This is a genomic window from Devosia sp. (genome assembly GCF_014860165.1).
Classification (GTDB): domain Bacteria; phylum Pseudomonadota; class Alphaproteobacteria; order Rhizobiales; family Devosiaceae; genus Devosia.
In genome coordinates, this window is sequence record NZ_JACZKG010000001.1 from 1 (window position 1) to 17,992 (window position 17,992).

Below are 17,992 nucleotides of genomic sequence, written 5' to 3' on the forward strand. Positions count from 1 at the left end.
GCCAGCTTTCCTCGAGAATGGCGAGGCGATTGGCCAGGTCGGTGAGGGTGGAGGTGTCGGTGCCCGATGGCGTGCCCTGTTGGCGGCCGAACAGTTCCATGCTGACGCGCAACTGGGCAATGTCGGTCGAGAGCCGCACGATCTCGCGCTGGGTATCGCTATAGATCCAGGCGCTGGTGGCGATCGCGGCGATGCCGACCAGACCAACCACGAAGCTCAGCACATTGGCCAGCGGCATGCGGCGGCGCACCGTTTCCGGCGGGGGCCGTCGCTCACCCTGGACATCGACCGATCCCGTCTCTTCCAAGGCAAAGTCTCCGTGGCTGGCGCTGCCGCGTTCAGATCGGCGCAGAATGCGGCCCAGATATGGTGGCGGTCGCCTAGCGCTGCAACGGCGGCAGAGGCCTGGGGGCCGGCTTGCCCGAGATGACTGGCACGATATCGGCATCCTTGCCGCCGCCAAAGATGCTGCCCAGGCCCCCGACAAAGCCGGAAATGGCGGCGCTGCGCTCCTTGAGGGCGGCCTCTTCGGCCGCAATGCGGGCGGCACGCTGGGCTTCGCTCTCGACGGCACTGGCAAAGGCGGCCTCTTCGGCCTGGAGTTTTTCGGCGAGGCCCGCGATCTGCGTCACGGCGGGGCAGGGACCCATGGGATTGAGTGCGCCGCCGCCGATGGCGTTGAAGATGTACTGGCGCTCGCACACGTCCCAGACCGGTGGCGCCTTGGTCAGCTCGAACAGGTCGTAGCCCTCTTTGATGTCCTTCCAGAAGCCGATATGGGGGCTCGACGCCTTCTGGGCCAGCTTGGCGGCGGTCATCTTGAAGGGGAAAATCTGCAGCTGGAAGCTCTGGTTGCCGCCCTTGAAGGTCTCGCGGGCCAGGGCATAGATCTCGGCAATGCCCTCGTCGGTCATGGCGTAGCAGCCGCGCGAGGAGCAATCGCCATGCACCATCAGGTCAGAACCGGTGCGGCCCCAGACGCGATCGAACTTGTTGGGAAAGCCGGTATTGAAGGCGAGGTAATAGTTGGAGCGCGGGTTCATCAGGCCGGGCGTGATCGTATAGAAGCCCTCGGGACTCTGCCGGTCGCCTTCCCTGATCTTGGGGCCGAGATCGCCGGAAAAGGCGCAGATCTCGTAGGTCTTGAACATCTTGAACTGGCCGGCGCTGGTACGCTTCCACACTTCGAGGGTCTTTTCCTCCTTGAAGATGCGGATGACCATGGCTTCGCCGGGCGACGAGCCCATGTTGCGCAGGCCCGCCTGGGTCAGGCTCGACAGGGGCTGGTTGTGCCGGTTGTCGTTCGATTTGGGCAGGAAGCCGCCACAGGCAACGAGCCCGAAGGCCACCCAGAGCAGGATCAGCGCCGAGGAAAACTTGCGAAGAAGAAGAGCGGTCAAGGTCGGCGGCCCGGTGGACGAATGGAGCGGTGACCCATAGGGGCCGTTGGTTACCGCAGCATGAGTTTTGCTGGTGAACGAAGCGTTAGCACGCGGCAAATTTGCCGTGAAGCGGGGGAATATCACGCAAGCGTGTGGTGAGTACCCGTCGCTTGGTTCTGCCGTCATTGCCGGGCTCGTCCCGGCAATCCAAGGGTCCGCTTGCGCTGAAAGATGGATCACCCGGACAAACCGGGTGATGACGATCATGGAGGGGTGTTACGAGCGGGCGGGCGGCAGTGCGCTAAAGCGTCGTGCCGATGGCCAGGAACTTCTCGCGGCGGTGTTCGCGGGTTTCGAGCCGGCCTCGGCCGGCGAAGTCACCGAGGAAGCCCGAAATCGCTGCGCGGGTCGAATCCATGATGGTTTCGTGATGGCGATGGGCGCCGCCAGCGGGCTCGGGGATGATGCCGTCGATGACGCCGAAACCGAGCAGGTCCTGCGCGGTGATCTTCTGGGCCGTCGCCATGTCCTGCGCCTTGGCGGCGTCGCGGAACAGGATCGAGGCGCCGGCTTCGGGGGAGATCACGGAGTAGATGGCGTTTTCGAGCATCAGGACGCGGTTGGCCACGGCGATGGCGATGGCGCCGCCGGAGCCGCCTTCGCCAATAACGATGGCGATGTTGGGCACACCCAGCTCAAGGCATTTCTCGGTGGAGCGGGCAATGGCCTCGGCCTGGCCGCGCTCCTCGGCGCCGATGCCGGGATAGGCGCCGGCGGTATCGACGAAGGAGATCAGGGGAATGTTGAAGCGATCGGCCATTTCCATGATGCGGACGGCCTTGCGATAGCCTTCGGGGCTGGCCATGCCGAAATTATGCTTGAGGCGGGTTTCGGTGGAGCTGCCCTTTTCCTGGCCGAGAATGGCAACGGACTGGCCGTTGAAGCGACCGAAGCCGGCCTGCAGGGCCGCGTCCTCGCGATATTTGCGGTCGCCGGCCAGCGGCGTCCATTCGGTAATGAGCTTGCCGACATAGTCGGAGAAATGCGGGCGCTGTGGATGGCGCGCCACCTGCGTCTTCTGCCAGGGGGTCAGGCGGCGGTAGATTTCCACCAGCGCCTCATCGGCGCGGGCACTGAGCCGGTTGACCTCTTCGTCAATGCTGACGGCCTGGTCTGTCGCGGCCATTGCCTTGAGCTCGGCAATCTTGCCCTCGAGATCGGCAACCGGCTTTTCGAAATCGAGATAAGACTGCATTGACCTGCCCGTTAAGGGTCGTTGACTTGGACCCAGGATAAGGGTCGCTGCTCTTGCGCCCTAAAGTGGCCGGAAAGTGGCGATGGCGCAATGGCAAGTCAAGGCTCTTCGCCCTTCCCTTCCAGAGTCTGAACAATCTCGGTGTCACCCCGGCGAAGGCCTGGGCCCATCCTGAGGTCTTTCCAAATCATCCCAGGATGGATTCCGGCCTTCGCCGGAATGACATCGTGATCTTTCTACCCACCAGCCAGCGGGTGATGCGTTTCGACCAGGGTCCGCAACTTCTCGTCCAGCACGTGGGTATAGATCTGGGTGGTCGAGATATCGGCATGGCCGAGCAGCATCTGGACCACGCGCAGGTCGGCGCCGCCGGCCAGCAGGTGGCTGGCAAAGGCGTGGCGCAGGACGTGCGGCGCGACCCGCGCCGAGCTGATGCCGGCGCGTGCCGCCAGGGATTTGAGGTCGCGGGCGAAGACCTGGCGGCTGAGGTAACCTTCCGACCCGGTGGCGGGGAACAGGAACAGGCCCGGCTCCAGCGTCTGCAGATAGGCCTTGATGGCGTCGCGTGCGCGGTCATTGACCGGCACGACGCGCTCCTTGCTGCCCTTGCCCACGACGGTGAGGAAACTGGCATCGCGCATGACGGCGGAGCGGCGCAGGCTCACCAGCTCGCTGACGCGGAGGCCGGTGGCATAAAGCAGTTCGAGCAGCACATAGAGGCGCAGGGCAGCGGCCTGCTTCTGCGGCGAGGCCGGGGTATTGGCCTCGGCCTCGGCCGTTGTGAGCAGGCGGTCGACCTCTGATATCGACAATACCTTGGGCAGGGCCCGGCGGCTTTTGGGGCTGGCGACGATGCGGGTGGGATCATCGCCCCGCACGCCGTCGGCGCAGAGAAATTTGTGGAACTGGCGGATGGCCGAGAGGCGACGGGCGGAGGACGAGGCCGAAAGACCATCCTGCTTGAGCCGGTCGAGCCAGGCATTGACGATGTCACGGTCCACGGTGAGCAGGCTCGACTGCCGGCCGGCGACGAAGCCGGCATAATCGGCCAGGTCACGGCGATAGGCCTCGATGGTGTTCTTGGCGGCGCCGCGTTCGGCGCTCATCATTTCGAGGAAGGCGCCGATCAGGTGTGTCCCGCTCAATCTGTCAACGGCTCCGGCGGGGTGGTCGGCTCGGACGCCGGAGCGTCGGCGGCCGGCTGTTCGGCCGGCGCCTGGGTGCCGGGCAAAGCCGGCTGGCCGCCGGACAGCAGGTCGCGCTGCGGGATGCGGATGGTCACTTCCTTGGGCGTCGGCTCGACGAAGGCGACCAGCGCAAACATGCCGGCATAGACGAGGCCGGCCAGAAACAGCAGCGTGATGATGAGGCGGATCAGAGTGGGCATACAGCAGTCCTGCGGGCGGTTTGCTTGCAGATTTCCTGCAATTTGCCTGCAAAAGGTTTCGTTTCCGTAGGCATAGTGCGGTGTCGGGCCCTTGTCCGCAAGTTCTTGACAGCCGGGGTGCGGACGGCTTGATAGCGGCAATATTGTTTTGTCGCGTTTTCCGGGCGGCGAACCGGTATCCACTTCGCCTGAAAACGCTTGGGGAACGTCTTTTGAACCGACCGGACGCGGCATTGCGGCAGGCCCGCGCCGAACAACTTGCCGAGCGGCTCGCCGGCCGGCCGCTGGTGCTGGTCGGGATGATGGGCGCCGGCAAGACCACGGTCGGCCGTCGCCTCGCCACCCGGCTCAACCGCCATTTTCTCGACAGCGACGAGGAAATCGAGAAGGCGGCGCAGATGAGCATTCCCGAGATTTTCGAGCAGCGGGGCGAGGCCGAATTCCGCGCGGGGGAGACCCGCGTCATTGCCCGCGTGCTCAAGGAGCCAGGCGTGGTGCTGGCCACCGGCGGGGGGGCCTTCGTCAATGCGGAGACGCGTGCGCTGGTCAAGGCCGAGGCAGTCTCGGTCTGGCTCAAGGCCGAGGTGGATATCCTGTTCGAGCGGGTGTCCCGGCGCAGCAATCGTCCCCTGCTCAAGACCGCCAATCCCCGCGCCACACTCGAAAAGCTGATCGAGGATCGCTATCCGATCTATGCGGAAGCCGATGTCACTGTGATGTCGCGCGACGTGCCGCAGGATGTGGTGGCGGGCCACGTGATCGATGCCGTACTCGGCTTTCTCAAGCGTCAGGACTGACCCCATATGCCCGATATTGCCCACACGGTTCACGTCGCCCTCGGCGATCGCGCCTATGACATCCTGATCGGGCCGCACCTGCTCGACGAGGCCGGCGCCATTCTGGCCGAGCGCTTTCCCGGAAGGCGCTATGGCATCATCACCGACGAGGCAGTGGCCAAGGCACAGTTGCCGCGGCTCGCGGCCTCGCTCGATGCGGCTGGGCTCGGCCATACCGAGATCGTGCTGCCGGCGGGGGAGAGCACCAAGTCCTGGAGCTTTCTCGGCCAAGCGGTCGAGGGCATTCTCGCCGCCCGGCTGGAGCGCGGCGACCTGGTGATCGCGCTGGGCGGCGGGGTGATTGGGGACCTGGCGGGATTTGCCGCCTCGATTGCCCGGCGCGGCATGGATTTTGTGCAGATGCCGACCTCGCTTCTGGCGCAGGTCGATAGCTCTGTCGGCGGCAAGACCGGCATCAATTCACCCCATGGCAAGAACCTGATCGGCGCCTTCCACCAGCCCAAGCTGGTGCTGGCGGACCTGTCGACGCTTGATACGCTGGCGCCGCGGCAGTTCGCCGCCGGCTATGCCGAAGTGGTCAAATACGGGCTGATCGACGACGAGGCGTTCTTCTTCTGGCTCGAAGAGCACCAGGCGGAAATCTTTGCCGGTGGCCCGGCGCGGGGCGAGGCGATTGCCCGCTGCTGTGCCCACAAGGCGCGGGTGGTGATCGAGGACGAGAAGGAACTTGGCGTCCGCGCCCTGCTCAATCTTGGCCACACCTTCGGGCATGCGCTGGAAAAGGATACCGGCTATTCCGACCGGCTGCTGCATGGCGAGGGCGTTGCCATCGGCATGGTGCTGGCGCATGGCTTTTCGGCGCGGCAGGGGCTGGCCTCCAGCCAGGATACTGGCCGCATCGTCGCCCACTTGCAGAAATCGGGCCTGCCCACCAAATTGGGTGATATTCCCGGAACGCTCGGTTCGACCGACGCGCTGATGGCCGCCATCGCGCAGGACAAGAAGGTCTCGCGCGGCTCGCTGACCTTCATCCTGACGCGGGGCATCGGCAAGGCGTTCATCGAGAGCAATGTCGATGGCGCTGCGGTGGCGGCGTTTCTGGATGAGATGCGGGGCTAGACGCGGTCCGGCAATTCATAGGGCCCATCGACCGGCAGCACCTCGATGGCAAGAGCGTGCACTCGGTCCTTGAGTTCGGCGTCCAGAACGTCCATGACGGCGCGGTGTTGCGCCACGCGGCTCATCCCGTCAAATTGACGGGTCGCGATTCTGACACGAAAATGGGTTTCACCACCCTCCCGCCAGCCGGCATGGCCATGATGCTTGTTCGATTCATCGATCACATCGAGGAAAGCGGGGGCGAATTTAGCGGCGAGCTTGGCTTGGATGGTGTCTTTGGCACTCATGGCGGGGCTTTCTATGGTTCAGGCACGTAACTAGGCGCAATGAAACTGCAATCCAAGCTCTTCGACACCATTCGCATCAAACCTCGCCGGGAAGAAAAACCGGCGCCGGTCGAGCACGCCTGCGACTGGGAAGGGTGCACGCTGGCCGGCGAGTACCGCGCCCCCAAGGGCCATCGCAGCGAGGGCCAGTATCACCATTTCTGCCTTGAGCATGTCCGCCACTACAATACGGCGTTCAATTTCTTCGCCGGCATGGAGAAGGACGAACTGGAGGAGGCGCTGCATGCGCCGCCCAAGGCCGAGAGTCGCTCGAGCTTTGCCACCGGCAATCCCGGCACGCGCACCTCCCGCCAGGCGACGGCCGGCCTTCGTCCCGGCGACCGGTTCGGCGATCCGTTCGGCGTCTTTGCCCGCTTCCGCCACCGCCAATCGCAGAAGCCGGCGGCCGAGCGGGTCAAGCCGCTGCACGAGCAGGATCGGCGGGCGCTCGAAACGCTGGGCATTGTCGGCCAGGCCAAATCGGACGAGATCAAGCGGGCCTACAAGACCCTGGTCAAGATCCACCATCCCGACGCCAATGGCGGCGACAAGGCCAGCGAAGAGCGCCTGCGCACCATCATCGCGGCGTATAGCCATCTCAAGAAGACGGGTTTCGTGGCGAAGTAGGCAAGCCAGCTTCTCGTCCAAGTGCCTACCGCCGGTGTCACAATGCTGCTATAGAGCCCGCGACTTCTAATGCCCTCCCGCCTCGAATTTTTTCCGCCAAGAGCACTGCCATGACTGAGTACACCAATCTGCCCGACACCGAATATTCGGCACGGGAGCTGTTCGGCATCGACACGGACATGAAGGTGATGGGCTACAAGGAAGCCAATAGCCACGTTCCCCCTGTTGATCCCGACTATCTGTTCGATCGCAACACCACGCTGGCGATCCTGGCGGGCTTTGCCTTCAACCGTCGCGTCATGGTGCAGGGCTATCACGGCACGGGTAAATCGACCCATATCGAGCAGGTGGCGGCGCGCCTCAACTGGCCGCTGGTGCGCGTCAATCTGGACAGCCATGTGTCGCGTATCGATCTGGTCGGCAAGGACGCGATCGTGCTCAAGGATGGCAAGCAGGTCACCGAATTCCGCGACGGTATTTTGCCCTGGGCGGTGCAGAACAATGTCGCTCTGGTGTTCGACGAATATGATGCCGGCCGCCCGGACGTGATGTTCGTGATCCAGCGCGTGCTGGAAGTGGCGGGTCGGCTGACGCTGCTCGACCAGAACCGCGTCATCGTGCCCCACCCGGCCTTCCGGCTGTTCTCGACCACCAACACGATCGGCCTGGGCGATACGTCGGGGCTCTATCACGGCACCCAGCAGATCAACCAGGGCCAGATGGACCGCTGGAGCCTGGTGACGACGCTGAACTACCTGCCGCATGACAAGGAAGTCGGCATCGTGCTGGCCAAGAACAAGGCCTATGCCGAGACCGAGAAGGGCAAGAAGATCATCTCCAACATGGTGCGGCTGGCCGATCTCACGCGCTCGGCCTTCATCAATGGCGACCTTTCGACCGTGATGAGCCCGCGTACCGTGATCACCTGGGCCGAGAATACCCAGATTTTCGGCGGCGATATCGGCTTTGCCTTCCGGCTGACCTTCCTCAACAAATGCGACGAACTGGAACGCCCTGTCGTGGCCGAGTTCTACCAGCGCGTGTTTGGCGAAGATCTGCCCGAGTCGTCCGCCAATCTGGCCGTAACGGCTTAGCAGCATTCACAGGGTCATTCCCGCGAAGGCGGGAATCTCCGTTTTGGATCGCCTGGCAAACAGAGATTCCCGCCTTCGCGGGAATGACGCGGTGAAAAGGGGTGCGCGTCGCGTCCGCACCATGGATTTTTGACATGGCCACTCCACCGCGCAGCAAAGCCAACAAGCCCGACCAGACCCAGGTGTTCAAATCCGCCATGGGGGCGACGGTGCGCGCGATTGGCGCCAGGCCGGATCTGGAAGTGACCTTCACCTCCGATCGGCCATTGCTGACCTCGGACAAGGCGCGGCTAGCCAACCTGCCGCGGCTGCCGACGCGGCGCGATATCGCCATTGCCCGCGGGCAGGGCGATGCCATGGCCATGCGGCTGGCCAGCCACGATCCCGAGACCCATCGCAAGCGCTCGCCAATGGACCCGGTGGCCCGGGCCGCGTTCGATGCGCTGGAGCAGGCCCGGGTCGAGGCTTTGGGCTGCGTGCGCATGCCCGGCATGGTGGGCAATATCGGCGAGATGCTGGAAGACCGGCTGTTCCGTGCCAATTTCGCCGAGGTCGACAACAAGGGCGACGCGCCGATAGCGGAGGCCCTGGGCCTGTTGCTGCGCGAGAAGCTGGCCGGCGTCGCCGTGCCGCCTTCGGGCCATGCGCTGGTGGATCTGTGGCGCAAGGAAATCGAGGACAAGGGCGGCAAGTCGCTCGATAGCCTGCTGGAGCGCTACGAAAACCAGGAAGAGTTTTCCAAGGCGGCCAAGATGCTGCTGCGCGACCTCAACCTCGTGCCCGAAAGCGAGCTGGACGACGCCGATTCCTCGGACGAGGAAGAGGGTGACGAGCAGGAGCCCGAAGGCGGCGACAGCTCGGACAAGTCGCCCGAGCAGGGCGAAGGCGAGAACGACAGCCAGGACAGCGAGCAGGACGAGCAGGCCGGCGAGTCGGAAGAGACCGGCGATGTCGACGGCATGGAATCGGACATGGCCGATACCGACGAGGACGCGGCCGCTGAAGCGGGCGAAGACGCGCCCATGCCCCCGCCGGCCAAGGATGGCGGCGAGCGGCTGACCAACCAGTTCCAGTACAAGGTGTTCACGTCAAAGTTCGACGAGATCGTCAAGGCGGCCGACCTCTGCCCGCCCGACGAGCTGGACCAGTTGCGGAGCCTGCTGGACAAGCAGCTCGAGAACCTGGCCGGTGCGGTGGCGCGGCTGGCCAACAAGCTGCAGCGGCGGCTGATGGCCAAGCAGAATCGCAGCTGGCAGTTCGACCTTGAGGAAGGCCTGCTCGATACGGCGCGGCTCACCCGCGTGGTGACCGATCCGATGCAGGCGCTGAGCTTCAAGGTCGAGAACGACACCGATTTCCGCGACACGATCGTGACGCTGCTGATCGACAATTCGGGCTCGATGCGCGGCCGGCCGATCACCATTGCGGCGATCTGCGGCGATATTCTTGCGCGGACGCTGGAGCGCTGCGGCGTCAAGGTCGAGATCCTGGGCTTTACCACCCGCGCCTGGAAGGGCGGCAAGTCGCGCGAAGCCTGGCTCGAGGCTGGCCGCCCGCCCAATCCGGGCCGCGTCAACGATGTCCGCCACATCATCTACAAGGCCGCCGACGAGCCATGGCGCCATGCGCGGCGCAATCTTGGCCTGATGATGCGCGAGGGCCTGCTCAAGGAGAATATCGACGGCGAGGCGCTCGAATGGGCGCGCAAGCGGTTGATGGCCCGCCCGGAGGCCCGCCGCATCCTGATGGTGATTTCCGATGGCGCGCCGGTGGATGACAGCACGCAATCGGTCAATGCCGGCAATTATCTCGAGGCCCATCTGCGGCAGGTAATCGAGGATATCGAAACGCGTTCGCCCATCCAGCTGGTGGCGGTCGGCATCGGTCATGATGTGACGCGCTACTACAAGCGGGCAGTGACCTTGCTCGATGCCGAGGAACTGGCCGGCGCGCTCACAGACGAGCTGGCGGCGCTGTTCGACGAGGAAATGCCGGTTCAGTCGCGGCGGCGGGGCCGGGGATGAGCTGGGGCCGGGCGGCCATCGTCGCAGCGGCATTGGCGGGGAGCCTTCCCGCCGGTGCTGTCGAGGTGACGGTGAGCGCGAGCCTGGTCACCCAGTTCGGGGATAGCCAGGTCGATCAGCCGGCCGGCAGCCTGATCTTTCGCGGCGGCATCGCGCTGGTCAGCCAGGACGACACCTTTGGCGGGCTATCGAGCCTCACCATGGCCGGACCAGACCAGCAGGCCCTGTTTGTCAGCGATCGCGGAAATTTCGTCAGCGGGCGGCTGGCTTATGACGATGCCGGGCGCCTGTTCGGCTTTATCGGCACGCGCGTGGAGCCGATCCGCAATTCCAAGGGCGATGTGCTGCCGCGCCAATATGCCCGCGACGCCGAAAGCGTTGATACGATCTATCGCGACGGCGTTGCCGTGGCGGTGCGCGTGGGCTTCGAGCATTTGACGCGGGTGGCCGACTTCACGCTCACCGATGCCCTGCCGGGTGGGCCAGCGCGCGAAGTGACCATTCCCGACTGGCTCAGCGACCTCAGGACCAACGAGACGCTGGAATCGCTATGCGTTGCGCCTGCGGCGTCCCCGATTGCCGGCTCGACGCTGTTGCTGGCCGAGGAAGCGCTCGATGCCGATGGCAATCATCGCGGCTGGCTGCTGGGCCAGAACGACAAGGGACCGATCGGCTACCAGGACAGTCCGGTGGTGAGCCCCACTGACTGCGCCTTCCTGCCCAATGGCGACCTGTTGGTGCTCGAGCGGGGGGTCTCAATGCTGAATTTCGTGATGAACCTGCGCCTTGTGCCAGCGGCTGAGGTGCGCCCGGGCAATGTGATGGCGGGGGAACTGCTGCTGTCGGCCACGGGTGGGACCATCGACAATATGGAATCGCTGGCCGTGCACACCGCGCCCGATGGCGAATTGCGCATTCTCATCGGCTCGGACAATAACTTCAACGACTGGCAGCGGACCTTGCTGCTGGAGTTCGCCTTTCCTGACTGAGGGCACTTGATCGGCGTCAAGCCTCCGCCCGGCCAGAGGTCCATGATGGAGTCTTCTGGGAGACGAGATCATGCCCGCCATCGTTCATTTCGATATCGCTGCCGATGATCCGGAGCGCGCCGCCCGGTTCTATCATGACGTGTTCGACTGGAAGGTCACCAAGCTCGACGGGCCGGTGCCCTATTGGCTGCTGGGTACCGGAGGAGATGGCGAGGCCGCCGTCGGGGGCGGCATTGCCAAGCGCGAGCAGGCCTGGCAATCGGTGACGCCGACCATCGAAGTTCCCTCTGCCGACGCCTATGGCGAACGGATCGTCAGGGCGGGCGGCACCATCGTGGTTCCCAAGGTTGCCATAGAGGGTGTCGGCCACCTTGTGACGTTCAAGGACCCGGAGGGCAATGTGTTTTCCATCCTCGAGCCGGCGCCAGGCAATCCATTCGTGCCGCCCGCTTCTGCCTAGGCGGCGACGGGGAATCGGCGCAGGCCCCTTCTCCCTCAAGGGGAGAAGGGAAGCGTCGTGCTATGCCCGCGCGCCGATCGCCGGCAGCGGCATGATGCGCCCCATCAGCACCCGGTAGGGTGCCAGCAGCAGCAAAGCAGCGAGGAACTTGATCAGGAAATCGCCCGAGGCCAGCGAGGTCCAGAGCGGCACTTCGGGGCCGATGCCGAGCCAGGGCGCAGGGAAACCCAGCGAGTTGTCGGCCATGCCGAACAGGGCATCGATGCCCGCCAAGGCCGGGGCAAAGGCGACGGTGAAGAAGATGGTGGTATCGATGATCGAGCCGAAGAGCGAACCGGCCAGCGGCGGCAGGAACCAGGCCTTGCTGGCGCGCAGCCGCGAGAAGACGGCGATATCGAGTAGCTGACCAATGAGGAAGGCGGTGGCCGAGGCCAGCGCAATGCGCTGGGTGGTGGCCGGGTCGCCGCCAGCATTCCAGGGCAGCGGATAGTAGCTGAGGTAGAAGGACAGGCCCAGGCCGACCAGGAAGCCCACCAGCACCACAAGGCGGGCCTTGCGGGCGCCATCATAGCGGTTGGTCAGGTCGGTGACGAGGAAGGCGAAGGGGAAGGTGAAGGCGCCCCAGGTGAGCAGGTCGGCCAGATTGACCGAGCCCAGCTGGACGTTCAGCGGGTAGAGCACCAGGATATTGGACGCGGCAACGACCACGACCATGGCGGCAATGGCCGCCAGGAGACGAGCTAGCATCAGAATGCACCTCTATGTGAGCGCGGTCCGGCATAAGACCGGGGCGCATTTTTCAGTTGGGCGGGATAGCCATCCCACCTTCGATCGTCATCCTCGGGCTTGACCCGAGGACACTTCACTTACCGCACGCTTCGCAAGTACAGAGCCCTCGGGTCAAGCCCGAGGGTGACGTGCAGTGGTTGTGGCAGCACCGCGTGAATGGACGCGGCCCCAAAAACAAACCGCGCGGAGCATGACCCCACGCGGTTCAAAATTCGTTCAGTCAGAAATTACGCAGCGAGGGCGGCGCGAATTTCCTTCTTGATGCCGGCGGCCAGCGGCGACAGATCGGCATCGGCCTGCTTGAGCAGGAAGGCATCGAGGCCACCGCGGTGCTCGACGGTACGCAGGGCTGCAGCACAGATGCGCAGCTTGACCGGGCGGTTGAGCGCGTCCGAGATCAGCGTGACGTTGAGCAGATTGGGGAGAAACCGGCGGCGGGTGCGGTTGAGGGCGTGCGAAACGTTGTTGCCAACCATTACGCCCTTGCCAGTCAGTTCACAGCGACGTGCCATTGGGAGATATCCTACTTTGTGTAAAGGTCCTGCGTGGCGGAGAAGTCCGCGACGGGCCTCGATTGTTGTGAAATCTGGCGGTTCCTTAGAGAAAACGGGGGCTGCCGTCAAGGCAAAGCACCCTCAAACGCCCGCGAGCGCCTTGCATGGGCCGAATCGCGCAGGCAGTTTTAGCCAAAGCGCTGATTCGCAGCCGCCCCCTTGCAGAGAACGAACCGTCTTGAACCAGCCCCGTCTTGCTTTAATGGCCGCGCTGGCCCTGATCCTGAGCCAACCGGCCGGCGCCGCCCAGGTCGATGCATCGGCCAGCTATGTGCTGACGCTGGGCGGCATCAATGTCGCGGCCATGACCGTGGACCTCGAGGATACGGGCAGCCGCTATACGCTTGATCTCTCGGCCAATGTCGCGGGCCTGGGCACGCTGGTCGCCAGCGGCACGGCCAAGGCCAGTTCGGTCGGCCGTTCCTCGGGCGCGTCGCTGCTGGCCGAGGAATTCGACCTTGAAACGCGCGCCAATGGCGAGACTTTTACGGTCGATGTGGCCTTTGCCGGGCGCGACGTCTCTGCCTTCAAGGTCGAGCCGCCGATCATCGACAATTATGATCGCGTGCCGCTCGAGCGCCGCCACCTGACCGGGGTGGGCGATTTCCTTTCGGCCTTCGTGCTCAAGGGCGAGGGGCTGGACAAGAGCCTCTGCCAGCGCCAGGCAAAGGTGTTTACCGGGGTCGAGCGCTTCAACATTGCCATGAGCTATGCGGGCGACGACGAGGCGACCTCGCCGCGCACCGGCTATCAGGGACCCGTCGTGCTGTGCACGGTGGATTACGACCCGATTTCCGGCCATTTCACCAGTTCAGAGATCACCACCTACCTAGCCGATAGCGACCGCATCGTCATCTGGTATGCGCCGCTGGGCGAGACGGGCTATTTCATCCCCTATCGGGTGCTGCTCGGCACCAATATGGGCGATCTGTCGATGGTGCTGACCCGGATGAGTTTTTAGACTCCAAGTCCCGCTCTGGGACGGTCAACGGGTTTTTCCTCAATTTTGCCCGCCAGAGCGCCCGCATTGCGGGTGTTTTGTGTTAACGCGCTGCATTTGCAGGGAAAATTCGCGGCAATGCGCCGTTCATGTTCAGCCCGAAGCGGCCGATCTTCATCCTTTGGCAATGGAGATGAAGCGGTTCTCGACCCTTTCGGTGCGGCCGGGGGCCCGGCGCGGGCCTCTTGTGTGTGCAGGGGCTGCAGACCCCCAGCCCTTGCGGTGAACAAAGCCGCATTCCCGCCACTCGCTCGATTCGCTCCCTGTTCGTTCCGGTTTTGGACCGGATGTGAACGGGAGCGAAGGGAAGAGGCCTGCGCCGTGCCGGAACGGGACAGGCTAGAGCGTGGCGAGGCTGGCGATCCTGCTGTCGGCGAGGACGAATTGCTGGCGCAGCGTGGCGGGGCTTCCGGGGAAGGTGCCGGAGACAGTGAAGGTCACCAACGTCTGGTCGCCGGAGGTTTGGGCGTCCTGGATGGCGTAGCGCGGCTGGTAGCGGGTTTCGACGCGGTCGAGCCACACGGCGATGGCCGCGGTGCCGACATGGTCTTCGCCCTCGTCGCGGACGCGGGCGTCGGGGGCAAAGAGGCCGACAATGGCGCGGCGGTCGCCGGCGGCAAAATAGTCGGCCAGCGGGGCGGGCAGGGCGGAGGGGTCAAACTGGGACATGAGTGAATCCGGATATGGTCAGGGAGGTGGTGGTTCTGGCTCCCCGCCCCTGACGGAACCTGTCAGCAGCCGCTGTGCCAGTCCGGCACGGTCAATGCCCTATTTCCTCAATCTGGTGCCCGGAAGGCCAGCGAAGCTGCCCAAGCAGGGATGAACGGACAAATTCTTTGCCGGTCAGGTCTTTACCTTTCAGTCACGAAGGCGCTGCCTCGGCGCGAAATTAACGGCTTGTCAACAAAGCTGAACGGTTTTCTCGGCTCTGGAACCGTGTCCGGCCTATTGCGGTTCGGCGTGGTAGTATTGGGTCGGCGGTACTACCAGATAGTGGGGTGAACGAAGCAGGATTCACCTCGGCGCGCCGATTCGGTGCCGATTCGTTCTTGCTGTGTTCCTTTGCTTAACGCTCGTGACAAAATGGTCGTAATGCTGTCCTTTCTCGGGACCATGCGTTGTGACACTCGCAACGTCCGATTTGAGTCCCTACATTGCCGGCAATGACTTTCGCGCCCCCGCAGTCGGTCAAGGCGATTCTTGGCCCCACCAATACCGGCAAGACCTATTTTGCCATCGAGCGCATGCTGGCTCATCCCTCCGGGATGATCGGCCTGCCGTTGCGGCTATTGGCGCGCGAAGTCTATCAGCGCTGCGTCGAGCGGGTGGGCGAGGGCGCGGTGGCGCTGGTGACGGGCGAAGAGCGCATCGTTCCGGCCAAGCCGCGATTCTGGGTCTGCACGGTGGAAGCCATGCCCATGGAGATCCGCGTCGATTGCGTGGCGATCGACGAAATCCAGGTGGCTGTCGATTTCGACCGCGGCCATGTATTCACCGATCGCATTCTCAATGCGCGCGGCAGCAGCGAAACCCTCTTGCTGGGCTCGGCCACCATGGCGCCGGTGATCCGCCGGTTGCTGCCACATGCCGATATCGTCGACCGGCCGCGCTTTTCCCAGCTCACCTATTCGGGTTCCAAGAAGATCTCGCGCCAGCCGACCCGCTCGGCCATCGTCGCCTTCTCGGCGCGGCAGGTCTATGCGATTGCCGAGCTGATCCGGCGCGAGCGCGGCGGCGCGGCGGTGGTCATGGGGGCGCTCTCGCCCCGCACGCGCAATGCCCAGGTCGAGCTCTACCAGAATGGCGACGTGGATTTTCTCGTCGCCACCGATGCGATCGGCATGGGGCTCAACCTCGATATCCATCACGTCGCCTTTGCCGATGACAGCAAATTCGATGGCCATACGAGCCGCCCGCTGACGGCGGCAGAGCTCGGCCAGATCGCCGGGCGGGCGGGTCGCCATGCCCGCAACGGCACGTTCGGGGTCACCGGCGGCACCGAGGGATTTGACGAGGAAATGGTCGTGGCGCTCGAAACGCACGACTTCGAGCCGGTAAAAGTGCTGCAATGGCGCAACAACCAGCTCGATTTCAGCTCGATCAACGCCTTGCGGGATAGTCTGGAAATGGCGCCGGAGCATCGCAGCCTGACGCGGGTGCCTGTGGCGACCGACCAGCATGCGCTTGAATTCGTGGCGCGCAACGAGGCCGGGCAGCTCGCGCGGGGCCTAGATGGGGCGCGGCTGCTGTGGGAATGCTGCCAAATCCCGGATTACCAGGGGATTTCGCCTGCCAATCACGGCGAAATCGTCACGCGGATTTACTCGGACTTAGTCAAGCGCGGCAAGGTCAACGAGGACTGGATTGCCGAGCAGGTGCGCTTTTGCGACAATGCGAGCGGCGATATCGACACGCTGAGCAACCGGATCAAGCAGATCCGTACCTGGACCTTTGTCGCCAATCGCAAAAACTGGCTTGCAGACCCTTCACATTGGCGCGAAAAGACCCGAGACATTGAGGATCGCCTGAGTGACGCGCTGCACGAGCGGCTCACCCAGAGGTTCGTCGACCGGCGCACCAGCGTCCTGCTGCGTCATCTGAAAGACAAACGTATGGCATCTCCCGAGATCAATGAACGTGGCGAAGTGCGGCTGGAAGGCCATCTCATCGGCACGCTCGAAGGCTTCCGCTTCACCCTGGCGCGCAATGATGGCGACGCCGACATCAAGGGGTTGCGCGCTGCAGCCGATCAGGTGGTGGCGCCGGAAATTCATAACCGCGCCGACCGACTGGCCGGGGCCCCGAACGAAGAGTTCGTGCTGGCCACCGACGGGCGGCTGCGCTGGAAGGGCGATATCGTCGCCGAGCTGATCGAGGGCGATGCGCTCTATCGTCCGCGCATCCTGATGCTGGCAGACGAAACGCTGACCGGGACCGATTTCGAACGGGTGCAGGAGCGGCTCAACCTCTGGCTGCGCCACCATATCAACACGGTGCTCGAAAGCGTCATGTCGCTGGAAGCGCCGGCCGACCTCGAAGGCGCGGCCCGCGGCATTGCCTACCAGCTCCATGAGCATCTGGGGCTGATCCCGCGCAGCCAGGTGGCCGAAGACGTCAAGAACCTGGACCAGGATGTGCGCGGCAAGATGCGCAAGCTGGGCATCAAGTTCGGCGCCTACCACATCTACCTGCCGCTTTCGCTCAAGCCCGCGCCGCGCGAATTGGCACTGATCCTGTTCGCGCTCAAGCATGGCGGCGTTCGGCAAGCCGGCGTCACCGATATTCCTCATATCGTTCTCAGCGGCCGCACCAGCTTCGTGGTGGATCCCGAAGTCGATACGCGGCTCTATGAGATTGCCGGCTTCAAGGTGGCGGGCCGCCGCGCCGTGCGCGTCGACATTCTTGAGCGCCTGGCCGATATCATCCGTCCGCTGATCGCGCTGGATGCCGGGCGTCCCTATGCTGGTGAACTTCCAGCCGGCGCGGCAGAAGGCAATGGCTTTCGCGTCACCGTGGAAATGACTTCGCTGCTGGGCTGCTCGGGCGAGGATTTTGCCTCGATCCTCAATTCGCTCGGCTATCGCGTCAAGCGCACGCTCAAGGTCGCGGCGCCTGCCGTTGCCGCCGAGGCGACGGCCGAGGCACCGGCGCTCGAAGAGGTTCTGTCGGAGAACCCGGCCAGCACCGACGCGGTCGAAGAAGCGCCAGTCGAGGCGGTTACGGCCGACGTGGCGCCCTCGGTCGAGGTCGATATTCCGGCCACGACAGTGGTGGAAGCGACGCCCGAAACCGCCGAGTCGGCTCCGGCCGCGGCGGCTGAGCCCGAATATGACGAAGTCTGGTCGCCGGCGGGCAAGCGCCCTGACAACAAGCGGCACGAGAATCGCCGCCGCCCCGAAGGCGAGGGCCAGCAGGCCCGTGCGCCGCGTCCCGAGCGCAATCACCGCCCGGCGGCGCCGCGCCGTCCCGAAGGCGAGGTGCAGGACCTGTCCAAGGCCCGCCACCTCAATCCGCCCAAGCCCAAATTCGACGGCAAGGGCCGCAACGACAACCGCCGGCCCGATGACCAGAAGGGCGAGAAGGCCAGGTTCGAGCGGCCACGCGAGGAACCGCGCAAGGAAAAGGCGTTCGATCCGGACAGCCCCTTCGCCAAGCTGGCGGCCCTGCGCGACCGCAAGGCAGAGTAGGG

16 protein-coding genes and 2 pseudogenes are annotated in these 17,992 nt (G+C 64.3%); 9 read left to right on the plus strand and 9 right to left on the minus strand.

What is annotated here, in order from left to right:
- From IH615_RS00005 to IH615_RS00025, 5 genes and pseudogenes are all read right to left on the minus strand, one after another.
- Nucleotides 1–307 (minus strand): hypothetical protein (locus tag IH615_RS00005; protein ID WP_291358827.1); only part of this gene is annotated, 307 nt, incomplete at its 3' end.
- A 367-nt stretch (nucleotides 308–674) separates the two neighbouring features.
- Nucleotides 675–1,223: pseudogene (locus tag IH615_RS00010) on the minus strand (murein L,D-transpeptidase family protein); the annotation flags it as partial.
- A gap of 460 nt (nucleotides 1,224–1,683) precedes the next feature.
- Complete coding sequence (locus tag IH615_RS00015) at nucleotides 1,684–2,637, minus strand: acetyl-CoA carboxylase carboxyltransferase subunit alpha (RefSeq protein WP_291358829.1); 954 nt, start codon at nucleotides 2,635–2,637, stop codon at nucleotides 1,684–1,686.
- Nucleotides 2,638–2,873: 236 nt separating this feature from the next.
- Nucleotides 2,874–3,782, minus strand: coding sequence for a site-specific tyrosine recombinase XerD (gene xerD / locus IH615_RS00020; protein ID WP_291358830.1), 909 nt, complete (start codon nucleotides 3,780–3,782; stop codon nucleotides 2,874–2,876).
- A gap of 119 nt (nucleotides 3,783–3,901) precedes the next feature.
- A pseudogene (locus IH615_RS00025) lies at nucleotides 3,902–4,024 on the minus strand (histidine kinase); the annotation flags it as partial.
- A 212-nt stretch (nucleotides 4,025–4,236) separates the two neighbouring features.
- Between IH615_RS00025 and IH615_RS00030 the strand changes: the two are divergent.
- Together IH615_RS00030 and aroB are read left to right on the plus strand one after the other, a co-directional pair.
- Nucleotides 4,237–4,821, plus strand: a complete 585-nt coding sequence (locus tag IH615_RS00030; protein WP_291358832.1) for a shikimate kinase — start codon at nucleotides 4,237–4,239, stop codon at nucleotides 4,819–4,821.
- 6 nt (nucleotides 4,822–4,827) lie between these two features.
- Entirely contained in the window at nucleotides 4,828–5,940 is a 1,113-nt protein-coding gene (aroB, locus tag IH615_RS00035) for a 3-dehydroquinate synthase (RefSeq protein ID WP_291358834.1), read from the plus strand.
- On the opposite strand, the gene IH615_RS00040 is transcribed toward aroB, so the two are convergent.
- On the minus strand, nucleotides 5,937–6,227 hold the full coding sequence (locus tag IH615_RS00040; RefSeq protein ID WP_291358836.1) for a BolA family protein: 291 nt from the start codon (nucleotides 6,225–6,227) through the stop codon (nucleotides 5,937–5,939). The genes aroB and IH615_RS00040 overlap by 4 nt on opposite strands.
- Before the next feature lie 39 nt (nucleotides 6,228–6,266).
- Between IH615_RS00040 and IH615_RS00045 the strand changes: the two genes are divergently transcribed.
- The 5 genes from IH615_RS00045 (at nucleotide 6,267) to IH615_RS00065 (ending at nucleotide 11,460) form a co-directional block, all read left to right on the plus strand.
- Nucleotides 6,267–6,893, plus strand: coding sequence for a DnaJ domain-containing protein (locus IH615_RS00045; protein ID WP_291358838.1), 627 nt, complete (start codon nucleotides 6,267–6,269; stop codon nucleotides 6,891–6,893).
- Nucleotides 6,894–7,003: 110 nt separating this feature from the next.
- Nucleotides 7,004–7,987, plus strand: coding sequence for a cobaltochelatase subunit CobS (cobS, locus tag IH615_RS00050; RefSeq protein ID WP_291358839.1), 984 nt, complete (start codon nucleotides 7,004–7,006; stop codon nucleotides 7,985–7,987).
- 134 nt (nucleotides 7,988–8,121) lie between these two features.
- A complete protein-coding gene (gene cobT, locus IH615_RS00055) occupies nucleotides 8,122–10,011 on the plus strand; it encodes a cobaltochelatase subunit CobT (protein WP_291358840.1) in 1,890 nt (629 codons plus the stop codon).
- The gene (locus IH615_RS00060) at nucleotides 10,008–11,000 is read left to right on the plus strand and encodes an esterase-like activity of phytase family protein (RefSeq protein ID WP_291358842.1); all 993 of its coding nucleotides are present in this window, start codon (nucleotides 10,008–10,010) and stop codon (nucleotides 10,998–11,000) included. Before cobT ends, IH615_RS00060 begins: the two co-directional genes overlap by 4 nt.
- A 70-nt stretch (nucleotides 11,001–11,070) precedes the next feature.
- Nucleotides 11,071–11,460: a VOC family protein gene (locus IH615_RS00065; RefSeq protein ID WP_291358843.1), complete on the plus strand. Its 390-nt coding sequence runs from the start codon at nucleotides 11,071–11,073 to the stop codon at nucleotides 11,458–11,460.
- Between the two features lie 60 nt (nucleotides 11,461–11,520).
- On the opposite strand, the gene IH615_RS00070 is transcribed toward IH615_RS00065, so the two are convergent.
- The gene (locus IH615_RS00070; RefSeq protein ID WP_291358844.1) at nucleotides 11,521–12,207 is read right to left on the minus strand and encodes a queuosine precursor transporter; all 687 of its coding nucleotides are present in this window, start codon (nucleotides 12,205–12,207) and stop codon (nucleotides 11,521–11,523) included.
- 269 nt (nucleotides 12,208–12,476) lie between these two features.
- The gene (rpmB, locus tag IH615_RS00075; protein ID WP_291358845.1) at nucleotides 12,477–12,761 is read right to left on the minus strand and encodes a 50S ribosomal protein L28; all 285 of its coding nucleotides are present in this window, start codon (nucleotides 12,759–12,761) and stop codon (nucleotides 12,477–12,479) included.
- Between the two features lie 220 nt (nucleotides 12,762–12,981).
- Here rpmB and IH615_RS00080 point away from each other — a divergent pair, with 220 nt between their 5' ends.
- Nucleotides 12,982–13,764, plus strand: a complete 783-nt coding sequence (locus IH615_RS00080) for a DUF3108 domain-containing protein (protein WP_291358847.1) — start codon at nucleotides 12,982–12,984, stop codon at nucleotides 13,762–13,764.
- A gap of 378 nt (nucleotides 13,765–14,142) precedes the next feature.
- Here IH615_RS00080 and IH615_RS00085 read toward each other — a convergent pair whose 3' ends face one another.
- Nucleotides 14,143–14,472 (minus strand): nuclear transport factor 2 family protein, encoded by a 330-nt coding sequence (locus IH615_RS00085; RefSeq protein WP_291358848.1) that lies wholly within the window; start codon nucleotides 14,470–14,472, stop codon nucleotides 14,143–14,145.
- A 494-nt stretch (nucleotides 14,473–14,966) separates the two neighbouring features.
- On the opposite strand from IH615_RS00085, the gene IH615_RS00090 reads away from it, so the two are divergent.
- On the plus strand, nucleotides 14,967–17,990 hold the full coding sequence (locus IH615_RS00090) for a helicase-related protein (RefSeq protein ID WP_291358849.1): 3,024 nt from the start codon (nucleotides 14,967–14,969) through the stop codon (nucleotides 17,988–17,990).
- The last annotated feature ends 2 nt before the right edge of the window (nucleotides 17,991–17,992 follow it).